Source organism: Phyllobacterium sp. MT110 (assembly GCF_058792715.1).
Genome location: NZ_JBXAFE010000004.1, coordinates 123759 through 138365, shown reverse-complemented (window position 1 = coordinate 138365; position 14607 = coordinate 123759). Strand labels below are relative to the sequence as shown.

Below are 14607 nucleotides of genomic sequence, written 5' to 3'. Positions count from 1 at the left end.
TTGACAAAGATGGCAGTGGCGGGAACTCAGGCGATTGGCGCTGGTGCTTCCACTTTGGCCGCCGCTTGTGCGGCGGCGGCAGAGCCATTGGCCGCGCTTCCGGCCTTCTCGATGGCGCAGACCTTCAGGTTGCCGGTGAAAAGAATGCCGCTGATCGGCAGTGCCGGTTCGGCCGGGAATGTTTCATGCCTGATGCTGTCCTTCGGCACATGCAGCTTGTGTTCGCCGCCTTCGCCGCCACCGCCGAGGGTAAGCGCGAGGGATGGCTGGGTTTGCAGGAGTGTGACGCCATACAGGAACTCGAAGCTCAGCATCGACACCAGGAACTTGTAGGTGCCGTCGCGCACACCGCCCTTGAGCAGGGCGGCGCGGTGCGTCTCCTCGCCCATGCGCACATCGAGCGGGGGAATGCGCGGCTCGCAGACATAGGCCATGGCCAGGAGCTGCCCCTTGTCCACTTCGAACTTCAGACGGTCGCGGCCAAGATCAAGGGCCGAGACGGAAAATCGCCGGTTGCTGTATTCGACAGGCAACCGGCCCAACCGCTTGCCGAGCTGCACGCCATCGAGCGCGCGCGCGCCGGCAAAATGGTCGGGGTCGATGGGCGACTGCAGGGCAGCCGCCTTGTGCGGGCGCTGCAATGCCGGCTCCAGCTCATCGGCAATGAGGTTGGCGACAACGGTCGTCGCGACCGGCCGCGCATAATGCCCCTGGTCGGAATAGAAACTGGGATGGCCGACGACATCGCGGCCCAGCCGTTGCATTAGGTGGCGCGAAACATCGACGCAGATGGTGCCGTACCACTGCGAAATGTAGTTGATCCCCGCATCGATGGATGGCACGGCGCTGAGGAAGGAGCCGTTGCGGGCGCCGAAGACAAGGGTGGCGATGCGCAGGTTGGGGTTCTGCTCGAGGGCATAGCGGATGATCCCCTCGTAAAACCGCGCCCAGTGGCGGAAAGGCCGCCGCTCGTCGCCATAGACAAAGGCATCATTGAGTGCGTACTCGATCAGCAGCAGATCGCAATCGGCAAGCTTGTCATAGGTCTTGAGCTGGTAGAGGCCGAAGGCGCTGGTCGTCCCGCCCACGGCCAGGTCGGCGGCAATGTCGAGGTCGATGCCGCGCCGGGCCATGGTCGCCAGAAGCGACGGCAGGTAGCCGGGCAGCATGACGGTATTGGAGCCACCGATGATGACGGTTTTCAGTTTCATGGTGTCACCACTGCTGCCCGGCCCGCGGGAGAGAGTCCCCCGCAGCGCCAGACCCCATATCCCTTTGCATCCCAATCGAAGTAGTAGGCGGCCGCCACCCGGCCTGTTCCCATCAGTTCGGCGAAGCGGCTGCGTGCCGCCTCGACCAGCTGCTCCCGTGAGCCGTCATTGGCCGGGCATGTGGTCGCCGTGTTGGAAAAGCCCCATTCGGTGATCCAGCACGGTTTGCCGTCCGGTTCCGAGCGGCAGATGGACAGCGCCTGGCTGACATGCGCCGCGCGGGCTGCTGCCGTGCCGTTGCTGCCGGGGTAGATGTGGATGCCGTAGCCGTCCACGACCTTGTCCAGCCCATGCTTGCGCATGAGATTGGTAAAACTGGCGGGATCGATGCTGTCGATGCCGCGCCGGTCGGCGTCGGCGACCGGGATATCGGACAGCCCCGCCGAAATGACCTTGGCGTTGCGGCTGTATTGCGTTGATTGCAATTCCCTGCGGACCACGGCGGCAAGCTGGACATACCGGGCTGCGCCCTGTTCGACGGCCGGCAAATTGTCGAGATCCGCCAGCGAGCGGGCGGTGCGGCTTTTGGCCTTTGCCTTCACTTCCAGATCGCCATTATAGGCGCCCCAGTTGATCTCGTTTCCGGCCTCCACGGCAACAAGCGGAATCTTGAGCGCATCGATCTTGCGCAGGGCATCGCCGACGACGGAACGGAACTGATCCGGCGAAATATCGGAAAGCCGGTACATGTCCCATATCCGGCCAAGGCCGGAACGGGGTTGCGTGCCCTCGGGATAGAAGGCCGGATTGTTGAGCGATATTTCCAGGAGGATGGCGAGGCCCTTGGCGTGGGCAACGCGGACCGCGTCAATGCTCTGGTCGATCGGTTTTGTTAGGGACAGGCGCACCGCCACGACGCCGTTCTTGACCATGAGATCAAGAAGCTTCTCCCGTTCGGCGGGCGAAAGCCAGGCCAGATTGACCCGGTTGACGCCAAAGCGGGTATCGCCCGCCGCATGTGCCGGTGTTACCGGCTGAACGCCGATAACAATTGCTGCCACGATACCGGCGGCACCGGCGACCAACTTACGCATGTGCACTTTCCAGCCCATGGTTTCATGCCTCCTCATAAGGTGGACGCCGGGACAAGCACCGATCACCGGATTCCAATATCTTTCAACGCGGCGTTGAAATTGGCTTCGCAGGCGGAATAGCGGTGGATGGCGGCCGGAACGTCGATCTTCGACAGGAAGTCCTGCAGGAAGGCCTTCTTTTGCGGCTCGCGATTCCAGACCGATGCCTCGATATGGGGGAAGCCGACAAAGTCGAGCATTTCGCGCATCCGGTCGTCGACGGCGATCATCAGCGCCGGAATGCCCGACTGCATGCCGATGATCGAACCATGGAACCGGCGGCCAAAGCAGAAATCCTGGCCGGAAACCCAGCTGCGCCACTTGTGCGTGTCGAAGAATACGAGATAGTCGCGCTTGCGCTGCCATTTCTCCGCATGCTTGTACTCGGTCGGCGCAGTGATGCGGCTGGCCGCCGGATCATAGGCTTCGGTGCCCTCATCGCCCACCATGTTCATGTTGTAGACGATGACCTCGTCCTGGATGACATAGCTTGCCGTGCTGTCCTTGTGCAGCAGCGCATGGGCATCGACGATGGTGTCGGGAACGCTGCCGAGATAACCGCCAAAGGCGATCTTCTGCGATTCCGCCAGGCCCGGATCGGCCAGGCGGCTGAGCGAGCGCTTCATCTGGGCCGGATCGTAATAGAGGGAGGGGCAACCGGTCGGGCGCACATATTTCATGCCCTCGGCCTTCAGGAATTCCGCCGTGAAGTGCCCGCGGGTGAGGAAGAACGTTTCCTTCTTCTTCAAGACGTTGAGAAAGCGCTGTGTGCCTTCCGGCAGTTCGGCTTTCAGGTTTTCCTTCTTCTGGATGCCGATGCCCATGACGACAATCGGCATGTTGAGACGCTCGAACACATGGGATTCCGTCGCCGCTGCATAGCCGGGCCGAAGCAGGTTGGCCGATGCAAACAGGCACAGATCGAAGCTCTCGTTCAGCCGCGCATAGGTCTCGGGCGAATGGATGCTGTTGGCCAGATGCCAGAACGGAATATAGGTGACGTCGTGGCCGCGCACGCTGTTGGCCGCGCCTTCACCGATGAGATAATTGCCGGTATTGGCAATCCGCTTGACCTGGTCGATGACATCCTTCTTCGTCCGGATGTTTTCGAAATAGGGACGGTGCTTGACCGTTGCCCCGGAAACGCTGTCGACTGTCCGCATCAGATATGATGGGATGCCTGTGATCATTATTCGCATGTTCGTCCATCTTGGGTTGGAGCTTCCGGCGCACCGGATATGGGAGTTATCCGATGCCGATCTCGGTCAGGACCGAGCGGAAGCTGCGTTCACGGTCAGAGTATTTTTCGATGACCTGCGGGATGTTCATCTGCGCCAGATGGTCGGAGATGAAAGCCGAGCGGTCATTTGCAGAATTGAGGTCGTTGGCCTCGACTTTCGGCAATCCGGAAAAGTTCAGCATTTCGCGCATGCGGTCATCGACGGCCACGATCAGGCTTGGCACGCCGGACTGGAGCGCAATGATGTTGCCGTGAAAGCGCCGGCCGAAGGAGAAGTCCATCGAGGACGTCCAGGCGCGCCACTGGTTGGTGTCGAAAAATGTGTGAACCTTGATCTTCTTCTTCAGTTCGCCGGAGCCCTTGAACGTCAGGTCGCCGATCATCTCGCCCGAGGTTGAATCGTAGACGCGGCCATCCTCGTTGGGCTCGACCTGCATGTCGAAATGGAGGGGTTCGTCCTGGATGACATAGGCCGACCGTCCGTCATCGGACGACAGCGCGTTCATGTCGCCGATCGTATCCAGCGCGGCACCCATATAGCCGGTGAACACGGTCCGCCCCTCGCCCACCTTGACATCAGGCAGACGGCGAATGGCCTTGCGCACATTGGCCGGCATGAAATACATCGACGGGCAGCCGACGGGCCGCACGAACGAGAAACCCTGATCCTTGAGATAGGAGGCGGTCTCGTCGCCGCGAGTGAGGAAATAGTGTTCCTTTTCCTTCAGCACCTGCAGCAGGCGCTGGGTGCCTTCGGGCAAGGACTCCTCAAGATCAGGGCGGTTCTGGATGCCGATGCCCAGCATGACCACGGGCATGTCGAGCTTGGACAAGACCTGCGCTTCCGCATCGGCCGACAGGCTTTTGCGCAGGAGGTTGGCGCAGGTGAACACGCAGATATCGAACTGCTTGTTGATGGAATCGAGACCGGTGCCATTGTTGACGGCATTGTAGAGATGCCAGAACGGAATATGGGTGGCATCCGGGGACAATGCGCGCAAGGCGCCCTCCCCGATCAGGTAATTGCCTGTGTTGCTGATGTTCTTGAGTTCGCGCAGGTAGGCATCCTTGCTTTCCGGCTGCGGCTGTTTCTCCGAGTAAAAGACCCGGGCGTCTTCAGCGCGCTGGATAAGGCGTGTCAGGTGGCCTGGGATGCCTGTAAGGAGAATTCTGGGGCTCATGGGGGTCACAAAACCTTTCTGGTGATCGTCACGCGACAGCACGGCCGGAAAGCACGGCGGTGGCATCGAATTCTGGGATGATTTCCGGCGCATCCGCATTCCGTTCGAGAGGAAGAGCCGGTTCGATGGTGTTGCTCCAGTGAATGAAGCTGGCAAAGGATGAGGTCCAGGAACGCTCGGCAGCCGTGGCAAGCGCGCCTTCCGCCGTGCGGGCCAGCGCCGTGCGGTCCTGGGCGAGAATGGTCAGCAGCCGGGCGATATCCGATACGATCTGCGCATCATTGCCATTCTTGATCAGGATGCCGTCCTGGCCGTGGATGATCAGCTCATCGACCGCACCGACGGCAGTCGCCACCGGGACGCAACCAAGCTGCTGCGCTTCTGCAATCATCAGGGGCGCGCCTTCCCAGCGCGACGGCATCAGCAGCACGTCGGCCCAGGCGAGTTGGGCGGCGATATCCTTGCCGCTGAAAACCGGCGGCGAAACGCGGACACCGGCGTCCTTGAGGCGCGCCATCCATGAAGAACTCGGATCGTCGGAAAGAATCTCGCCGCCAATGGCCTGGGCTTCGAAGGCGATGCCGCGCTCGCGCAGTTTGATGATCGCATCGTGCAGGCGGTCAATGCCCTTCTGGCGGTCCAGCCGACCCATGTAGAGGATGCGCAGCGGTTCGGCCGGCTGCGGCGTCTTGCGGGCACCGGTGACCTGCGCACGCAGCTTGGCATCGATGGAAAAGCTGGCGGCGTTCGGGACGGCGAAGATTTTCTCGAACGGCACGCCAAAGCTGTGCAGGTAGGTTTTCAGCTGCTCGGAACAGGTGAGAAACGCGTCATAGGCGTGCTCGAATGCAATGGCGGCATAGGGCTGCCCGGCGCGGCGGCGGAAGACGGTTTCATCCACCACATGGAGATAGCAGGCGGTGCGCGTGCCTTCCGAGCGGAGTTTGCCCATCAGCGGATGGGCGGCCATCACATGGTTGTTGACGACCAGGTCGAAGCCGGAGAGCTGGCCGCGCAGCGCTTCCCAGTCGAGCGGATGATCTTCGGTGATGAAATCCTGCCCGAGGAAACGGTTGGTGTCACCCCAGGCCGGTATGCCGTCCTTCCAGAAATGGATGTAGTCGAAGGCCTGGTCGAACTCGTCGAGCACGTCCATGCGGCTTGAACCGAGGACGAACAGATGGGTTTCAAAACCCTCCTGTTTCAATTCGCGGCCGGCGGCATAGGCGACCTTCTCGGCGCCGCCGAACGAGGCATTGGGAACCAGCACTGCCGCCGTCTTTTTTCCGGCGGTATTATGGGCGAGCGGCAGCACCGGCGATCCGCCGAGTTCCTTCCTCAGGACCTGATACATGTCCGACAGGGCCGGCAGGCGGCGCGGGCGCCATGTCCAGCGTGTGGATGCCGTCTGCTTGAGCGGGCTGGTTGCAATAGCGGTAACGAGATTGAGAAGAGCCTGCTCCGGCCGTGCCAGCGAGCGGCGCTGCCGTGCCTTGGGGAACGGAAAGCGGATTTTCAGGCGCGATGATGTCGGCCACAGCTGCTGGCTGCCGATGGACGAAAACCAGTCGAGCGCGTCATTGTCGATGACGTTCTGGATAAGCTTGGTCGAAACGAAGATCAGGTCGGCCGGGCCCTGATGCGTGCCGGAGGGCATGATCTCGGATTCGATGCGCCGCTCCGAATCCACATTGCCGAACTCGACGAAGACGATATTGGATTTTTCCGCCAGACGCTCGAGATGGCAGAGGATGTTCGGAAACAGCCGCGACCGGTTCAACAGCTTCAAGGTCTCGTTGCTGCATGCGGCGACAAAGGGCGGGAAATGGAAATTGTCGGGTTCGCCGACGCTGCCCCAATAGGCGCGGATCGCGTCGTCAAAGCCGATCTCACCCGGTGTGCGGGTGGGGTCGGTGAAGGTGCTGAGCGTCCCCTCGCCTGTCCGGATCAGCGCGTAGCGGGGACATTCCTCGTGTTCGAAACCGACCAGGGTCGGCCGGCGGAACAGGGCCTTGTGCCGTTTGCGCAGGAAGTTGATCGACGACGACCGGTCGCGGTTGGCTTCCTTGAAGCGGCTTTCCGCACGCAGACGGTATTCGAAGCCGGTGTCATGGCACGGCTGCCCGGTAAAGCCGGCCTCGATCGCCGACAACCAGAATTCCCAGTCCTCGAAGCCATTCTGGCGGTCGTCATCGAAGCGCACGCCGCTGTTGAAGACGTCGATCGAAATCATCGATCCCGTGTCGCAGATATTGTCCGTGATGCAGTGGATCAGCCGCGAATAGCTGTCGCCGTAATGGGCGCGCCAGTTCACCGAGAATGTATCGATATTCGTGTAAATCCACCCTGCCTTGCCGGAGGAAAGACGGCGGTAAAGTGTATCCACAGTATAGGGTTGAACGCGATTGTCAGCATCCAGAAAATATACTGCCTTTGCTTCGGGTAATTCTTCCAGAATGTATTCAATCGCCCGATTGCGCGCGCCGCCCGGCCCGGCATTCGCGCCGAAGATCACGTGTATGGACGGATGGGCTGCGGCATAAAGCGCCAACTGATCGAACACTTCATGGCGCGGGTCGCCGTCGACGGAGACAACGATGGCGACGCGAAATTTCGTTATCGATGCCAGTGCCGATTCAAGCGCTTCGGGAACGAGGGCCGCATGGCCGTAAAGCGGCATCGCGATGGCGATCAGGTCCTGCGATTTATCGGGCATTGGCCATCTCCTGGGCCGGGCGCGCCTCGATATGCTTGACCAGCCTGAAGTTGAACACCTTGAGCCAGGAGAAATCGACCGAACCGGTGGTCGCCTTGCTGAGAATGACAAGATCCATGGCGCGGGTGGTCGCCGCGTCCAGCATGAAATTGATGTCCACGGGCTGTGCCGCGGTGATGTCGGTCCAGCCGCTGAACAGCGCTGTCGGCCGCTTTTCCGTGGCGCGGCCCAATGCACCGATCTCGCCCTTGATATCCGCCGACAGGTTAGTCAGCAGGAAGCCAACCGCGCCGGGCTGGCCCTCGGGATGATCGATAATCGCGCGCGCCGAGATGCGAACCGTCCCCGGCGATATGACGCGGCGGATCGCACCGGCCGTTATGCCCTCGTTCAGGGGATGGCAGACAATGGCGTCTTCGTGTTCCAGAAAGCGCACCGTTGGGAAATCGGGCGTGACGGTATTGACGGAAACATTGGCGACGCTGCGCAGCATTTCCACCGGCAGCCGGTAATCTTCGACGCGCCGCCCGGCGATCAGCGATGTCGGCACGAAGACGTTGCTGAGGGAGGTCGGGCGCACCCCCGGCAGGCCGGTGAAGACGCGGAAAGCCAATGGGCGCATGTCGAGATCGGCATGCGGTATGCGTGCCCTTGCCGCATAGCGTTCATTGGTGATGGCGTTGCCGAGGGAAAGCTCCGGCGGCACGCCGCCGGTTGCGGAGACCCGCAGCCGCAGCGTGCGATGGCCGCCGTCGCAGGCCTTGGGCAGGGAGAAGAAATTCCAGTCCGCAGCCACGCTGGCATAGGGAACCAGCCATTCCGCGATGCCTTCGCCATTCTCAACGTAGTCAAGCGTGACAATCAGTTGTCCGGACCGGCCCGTGGGCAGGCCACGGAAATGCAGGGCAAAGCCGGATACCGCATAGCTCGATACCGGGAAGAGCTGTTCGATTTCCGATTCCCGCAGAAGATTGGCAAAGCCTTCATCCTTCGGGTCGATGCATGGCGTGTGGCCGAAAATCTCGGTGACCGAATCCCAGTTCCTGGCGTGGAAGGCATTTTCGATGGCGCGGTAGTTCTCGAAGAGCGTTTCCCGCTCGCGCCGCAGCATGACAAGCTCGCCGTGTACCTTGGTCACGTGGCTGGTGAGGCGGTCCAGCCCGCATTCAAGCACCTGCGCAACAAGCGCGGCCTGTGTGGCAACCGTCGATGCATCCAGCCGGACAATCGGCACTTCGGGAACGGTCCTGAACCGGTAGATGCGCTTCAATGCGTTCTGCAGCTCCGCCGCGCCGGTATCCGAAACGGCCACGCCGATCAGCGGAAAGGCATTCAGCAGCCGGAGCTGATCCGCGTCCGGTTCCACGAAGACGATGAAATCGGCCAGGGGCGAAGCTTCGAGCAGCGCCTGATCATGGCTGGAAGCGATGGCGTAGCGGCTTCGGCGAGGTTGTCGATGAACGGCTGCGGGCAGTGATGTGTTCAAAATAGACATCCCGTATCTTTGGCAGTGTAGTTGGTCGATTGTGCAGATGCGAACTGCGTCTCCCGTTAAGAGAAAATATCAACCGAGTAATGTCAACAGAATATCTTCGCGCTCTATAGTAAAATGTAATACAGATATAAGTTGTAATTGTTTCAAAAATCGAAATATTTTATTTATACTTTCAATCGCGCGGCAAAACCCCAGCGTTTCCTGCAGGTTCTGCGGGTGCGCGCTCACGGCGTGGGTGGTATTGGAGGGTGAAGACGGCGCCGTTCAGGCAGCTCGCAAGACCGCGTCGATCAGAGATTTTTGCCGCGCAAGACAATCGGTCAGCCGGAAACGGTGCTCGATCGTGCGGCGTGCTGCCGCACGCAGCGGCATGAAATCGTTCGGCCCGGCAAGCACGCGCAAAATGGTGTTGGCGAGCGCGTCCGTATCATAGAAGGGAACGAGCAGGCCATTCTGGCCCGACCGGATGATTTCCTGAACGGGCCTGGTGTCCGAACCGATCACCAGCGCGCCGCATGCCATGGCCTCGATAACGGACCAGGACAGAACGAAGGGATAGGTCAGGTAGATATGCGCCGTCGAGATCTGATAGAGCTGGCGCAGGAGATCGTGCGAAATCGCACCCGGAAACAGGATTCTGTCAGGCGGCAAATCATACTTGGAAAGCAGTGCGTCTTTCCACGAGCCGCCTCCGGGCGGCGGCGTGCCATAGCTCACCCCGTCGCCGCCGACAAAGACGAACAGGGCGTCGGCATTTTTCCGGATGACCTTTGCCGCCGCTTCGAGTGCCTGCGGGAAGCCGCGATAGGGCTCGAGGTCGCGGGCAACAAAGGTGATTACAGGCGGATCGCCCGCCCTGAGAATGCGGCCATCGGGCAATTTCAGCGCTGCGTGCGCATCGGGGCGGAAAATCCGGGTGTCGACGCCTTCGTGGCAGACGGCAATGCGTTTCTGCGCGGCGGCCGGATACAGGCTCTTCTGCCAGAACGTCGGGCTGATACCGCCGTTCATTGCCTCAAGGGAAATCAGCTGCGCAATGTTGCGCAGCCTTAATCTTTTGCGGGTTTCGGCATCCGGATTGTCATCCGGCGCAAATCCGACATCGGCGCCTTCGGCCCGATAGAAGAATTCGCAATAGCCGAGGGCCGGAACTTGCGGCAGGACATCCTTGACGAACATCATGCTGCCCCAGCCGATATGACCGATGACAATGTCGGGGCGTTCGCCCTGGCGCGTCATGGAATCGAGTGTTTCGGCAACGCGGTGCCCGATCCGCACGTGGTGATCGGGAATGCCGAGATACCTGGCCATCTGGCTGTCCGCCCGAGGGCCAGGTTCCATTCTGTGTCTGATCACGCGGACCGATGGGAGGCGCCGGTCCACTGTTTCACAGATAAGGCTGACATCATGCCCGCTTGCCGCAAGATGTTCGGCCAGGGCAGCAAATTGACCCAGGCCGCGCCTGTGAACGAAAGCCACATGCATGTCAGTCCTTTCCAGACATCAGAACACGAATTGACAGGGGCTCAGATGCCGTAACGTGCGGCATTGCCCCAAACCAGTTCGAGCCTGTGCAATGTCTGGAATGCGATTTCCAGATTGCGAAGATCGTCATCATCCCGGGCGAGTACGCGGTTGTAAGCTCCGCCTGCATTGCGCAGATTGGCGCAAAGCTGTTCGCCCTTGTCGGTCAAGCGGATCCTTGCGGACCGCTTGTCGCGCTGGGAGGCAACCCTGTCGATGTATCCCCCATCGGCGAGCTGCTTCAGATAGTAGGAGATATTGGAGCCGATATAGTGACCCCGGTCCAAGAGCTCCCCAACAGAAAGTTCGACGTCGCCAATCGCCAGGAGAACCATCGCCTGGGCTGGGCCAACGTCTTCGATCCCCAACTTCGTCAGTTCAGTCCTCAGCAGACTGGCGAACCGACGATTTACTCTCTCAATCATTCTGGCCAGCTCGAAGTGTGTCACCACAACGGTGTGAACTGGATGTCTATGTCCCTGTTTTTCCGCTGTAATTTCAGGAAAATCGGCGGCATCGTAACCGTCAATAGATGTTTCGACTTCCACTCCTTCGTGTAGAAGTTTTTGTATCATCTTTGTCTCCATCATCAATTTTACTTCAAAATTTGAAGTAAGTTACAAGTATATTCCAAGGTCTCCTTTGCTTTTTTCCCCACCATATGAACTTTTTTCTGTCACATTCTGCACGGTATTACTTTACTAGTCTAATGCTATAGACCAAGTTCAATCGGGCTACCGGGCAGCTGTGTCATTTCCAAGGCAGATTACACATGAGTGATACTCGTCAAAACAATGCAAATGGCAAGAGCAATGTTGGAAAAAATGCGACGACGCATACGGTTCCGGCACCTCGGACCCTCATTCTGCGCGCACGTCGGGTGTTCTTGTCGGGCCTCCTTTATGCCGTTCTGCTGAGTGCCTGCATCAACCTTCTGCAGCTCACCGTACCGCTGTATATGCTGCAGGTGCATGACAGGGTTTTGAACAGCCGGAGCACGGACACGCTGGTCATGCTGAGCATCCTGGCGGCGGGCGCCCTGATCGTTTTCGGTATTCTCGAATTCATCCGGGCCATGTCGTTCCAGGCCATGGGCAGCGCGCTTGTGCGCCGGCTCAATCTGCCGATTCTGACCGCTGCCGTTCAGGCGTCGGTCGATCAGGGGCTGCCCAAAGCCACGCAGGCACTGCGTGATCTGACGGAGCTGCGGACATTCCTCACCTCGTCTGCGGTCAGTGCGCCGCTTGATGCTGCCTGGTCCCCCATCTTCCTGACCGTGCTTTTTCTTCTCCACCCGGTTTTCGGCATTATCGGCGTTGTCTCGGTCATCGTGCTCGTCGCCTGCGGTGTCATCACGGACATTTTGACGCGAAGCCTGGTGAAGGATGCGAATCAGGCGAACATCGAAGCGGTGTCGAAAATCGGCAGCACGTTGCGCCATGCGGAAGTCATCGAGGCCATGGGCATGCTGCCCGCATTGGCGCGGCGCTGGCGTACGGCGCAGATGAGCGCTCTGGATTTGATGGATGCAGGCGGCGCGCGCAGCCGGGCCATGGGGACCATCGCCCGCACCTTGCGGTTCATGATCCAGATTGGCGCCCTGGGCGCCGGTACGCTGCTCGCCATGCAGCAGGAAATCACGGCCGGTGCGATGATTGCCACGACGATCATCGTCGGCCGTCTTCTCGCGCCGTTCGACCATGTGGTGGAGACGTGGCGCCAATGGGTGAACGCCATCGGAAACTGGCAGCGGATCCAGGCCCTGCTTGCGCAAAACCTCGCCGTCCGCCAGACGATGCCGACGCCGCGGCCCCATGGCGATCTGATCATCGACAAGCTTGTCTATGCGGCGCCCGGTGTCGAAATGCCGATCATCAAGGGCATTTCGTTTTCCCTTTCGCCGGGCGAAGTGCTTGGCATTGTCGGTCCGTCCGCGGCGGGTAAATCGACGCTGGCCCGGTTGATGATCGGTATCGTCAAACCAACCTCGGGCGGTGTCTTTCTCGACGGCAACAATGTGTATCTGTGGGAGCGCAGCTCGTTCGGTGAAATCGCCGGCTACCTGCCCCAGTCGGTGGCGCTGCTCGACGGTACCATCAAGGACAACATCGCCCGAATGGGTGAAAGCGACCCGCACCGCGTTCTGGAGGCCGCGCGGCTTGCCGATGTGCATGAGATGGTCGGCCGCCTGCCGCTGGGCTACGACACGCCGGTCGGCGACGGGCGCCTGACGCTGTCCGGCGGCCAGCGCCAGCGGATCGGTCTCGCGCGCTGCCTCTACAACCGCCCGCGCCTGATCGTGCTGGACGAGCCGAATGCCAATCTCGACGCCGTCGGCGAAAGGGCCCTGATGCGCGCCATCGAGCAGGCGCGCGATGACGGCGCCATCGTCGTCATGATCGCGCATCGCCCGACCATCATGCAGGTGGCAGATAAGCTGCTCGTGCTGGAAAACGGCCGAATCACCCAGTTTGGCCCGCGCACCGACGTCGTGGCCTCCATCACACCCACGGGTCCCAAAATGGGAGCGACAGGATCATGACCGGCAAATCGATTGTTCCCAAACGTTTCACCCAATTGCTGGCGCCGCGCGCCGAGTCGGGCGGGAAGCAGGCCTTGACCAAATTTGGAATCGTGCGCCCGGAATGGGTCATCGATCTTGAGAATGAGGATGCGAAGTCGCCGCTGCGCCGGCTCATCATTGCCGGAATCATGACGATCGTCATCGCGTTCGGCGGGTTCTTCGGCTGGGCCTATTCGGCCGAGCTTGGCAGCGCCGCCGTTGCCCTGGGAACGGTCATCGTCGACTCGAAACGCAAGACGATCAGCCATCTGGAGGGGGGCATCCTCGACCGCCTGCTTGTGCAGGAAGGTGACGAGGTCAAGGTGGGGCAGCCGCTGATCCGGCTGGACGATACGAAATCCCGGGCGGAACTGCAGTCGCTGCAGTCCCGCCGCACGGGGTTGATCGCCAAACTTGCACGGTTGCGTGCGGAACAGGCGGGTGCAGCGGAGATCACCTTCCCCGAGCATTTCGGCGGGCCTGACAACGCGGCTGCCGAGAACGCCGTCAAGGCGGAACGCATTTTCTTCCAGAAACGCTCGGCCCAGAAAATGAGCCGCACGGACGTGCAGAAGAAAACCATCGAGCAATATACCGAACAGGCAAAATCATCCGCGGCGCAGGTCGCCGCGACGGACAGGCAGATCGAGCTGATCACCGAACAGCGCAATGCCATTGCCGGGCTGGTCGCCAAGGGCTTTGCCCAGAAGTCCAAGCTGACCGAGATCGATACCAAGCTGAGCGAACTGGCGGGCAATCGCGGCCAGTATGCCGGCGACAAGGCAAGGGCGGAGCAGGCGAAGGCCGGTGCAGAGTTTGGCTTGATCGGCATTGAAAGCGACCTGCAATCCGAAATTGCCGGCGAGATCACCACCAACCAGACCGATCTTGCGGATACGGAAGAGCGGATCGTCGCAGCCAAGGACGTCATGCGCCGGGTGGAAATCAGATCGCCGCAGGCGGGCGTCGTTGCTAATATTCGCCTGCGCACGCCAGGCGGCGTCGTGGCAGCCGGCGAAGCGCTGATGGACATCGTGCCTGAAAACGAACCCCTGGTGGTTGAAATGAAAATCAGTCCGCGTGACGTGGACAGCGTTTCGATGGGATCGCAGGCGCAGATTCGCCTGACCGCCTACAATCAGCGCTCGCTGACGCCGCTGGATGGCAAGATCAGCTATATCGCGGCTGACCAGATACTGGATGAAAAGACCGACACCGCCTATTTCGTTGCCCGCGCTGAAATCATGCCAAAGTCGCTGGCGGCCAATCCGTCAGTCAAACTTTATCCCGGAATGCCCGCCGAGGTCATCATCGTACATAAGGCGCGCAAGGCGATCGACTATATCATTTCGCCAATTTCCGACAGCTTGAATCGAGCATTCAGAGAGGATTAATTGGAATAAAAACCCTTAAACAAAGGGGTTTTGGTAATATTTCAAATTTTGAAATAAAATACAATCAAACAACGTCAATTGATGAAGTATTGTATAGGTAAATATAAATTATAGTTCTTTTTCAAAATGTTGAGTAATACGCATTCGTAA

General features: G+C 60.0%; 10 protein-coding genes. 2 read left to right on the top strand and 8 right to left on the bottom strand.

From position 1 onward, the window contains the following. Window positions 1-26: 26 nt before the first annotated feature. From AC1Q5O_RS18490 to AC1Q5O_RS18455, 8 genes are all read right to left on the bottom strand, one after another. Window positions 27-1211 carry an SGNH/GDSL hydrolase family protein gene (locus tag AC1Q5O_RS18490; RefSeq protein WP_492564966.1) on the bottom strand — a complete coding sequence of 395 codons (1185 nt, stop codon included), beginning with the start codon at window positions 1209-1211 and terminating at the stop codon, window positions 27-29. Further along, complete coding sequence (locus AC1Q5O_RS18485; RefSeq protein WP_492564965.1) at window positions 1208-2305, bottom strand: glycoside hydrolase; 1098 nt, start codon at window positions 2303-2305, stop codon at window positions 1208-1210. The genes AC1Q5O_RS18490 and AC1Q5O_RS18485 overlap by 4 nt, the downstream gene beginning before the upstream one ends. A 62-nt stretch (window positions 2306-2367) precedes the next feature. Beyond that, window positions 2368-3543 carry a polysaccharide pyruvyl transferase family protein gene (locus AC1Q5O_RS18480; RefSeq protein ID WP_223615922.1) on the bottom strand — a complete coding sequence of 392 codons (1176 nt, stop codon included), beginning with the start codon at window positions 3541-3543 and terminating at the stop codon, window positions 2368-2370. Between the two features lie 46 nt (window positions 3544-3589). Further along, complete coding sequence (locus tag AC1Q5O_RS18475; protein WP_223615921.1) at window positions 3590-4765, bottom strand: polysaccharide pyruvyl transferase family protein; 1176 nt, start codon at window positions 4763-4765, stop codon at window positions 3590-3592. Between the two features lie 28 nt (window positions 4766-4793). Continuing rightward, on the bottom strand, window positions 4794-7481 hold the full coding sequence (locus AC1Q5O_RS18470; RefSeq protein WP_492564962.1) for a glycosyltransferase: 2688 nt from the start codon (window positions 7479-7481) through the stop codon (window positions 4794-4796). Next, a complete protein-coding gene (locus tag AC1Q5O_RS18465) occupies window positions 7471-8976 on the bottom strand; it encodes a DUF6212 domain-containing protein (protein WP_492564960.1) in 1506 nt (501 codons plus the stop codon). Before AC1Q5O_RS18465 ends, AC1Q5O_RS18470 begins: the two co-directional genes overlap by 11 nt. Before the next feature lie 264 nt (window positions 8977-9240). After that, window positions 9241-10461, bottom strand: a complete 1221-nt coding sequence (locus AC1Q5O_RS18460) for a glycosyltransferase family 4 protein (RefSeq protein WP_492564959.1) — start codon at window positions 10459-10461, stop codon at window positions 9241-9243. 41 nt (window positions 10462-10502) lie between these two features. Continuing rightward, window positions 10503-11072: a MarR family transcriptional regulator gene (locus AC1Q5O_RS18455; protein ID WP_223615929.1), complete on the bottom strand. Its 570-nt coding sequence runs from the start codon at window positions 11070-11072 to the stop codon at window positions 10503-10505. Between the two features lie 200 nt (window positions 11073-11272). Here AC1Q5O_RS18455 and AC1Q5O_RS18450 point away from each other — a divergent pair, with 200 nt between their 5' ends. Beyond that, window positions 11273-13042 (top strand): type I secretion system permease/ATPase, encoded by a 1770-nt coding sequence (locus AC1Q5O_RS18450; protein WP_223615917.1) that lies wholly within the window; start codon window positions 11273-11275, stop codon window positions 13040-13042. Then, on the top strand, window positions 13039-14457 hold the full coding sequence (locus tag AC1Q5O_RS18445; protein ID WP_492564956.1) for an HlyD family type I secretion periplasmic adaptor subunit: 1419 nt from the start codon (window positions 13039-13041) through the stop codon (window positions 14455-14457). The genes AC1Q5O_RS18450 and AC1Q5O_RS18445 overlap by 4 nt, the downstream gene beginning before the upstream one ends. Window positions 14458-14607: the final 150 nt, after the last annotated feature.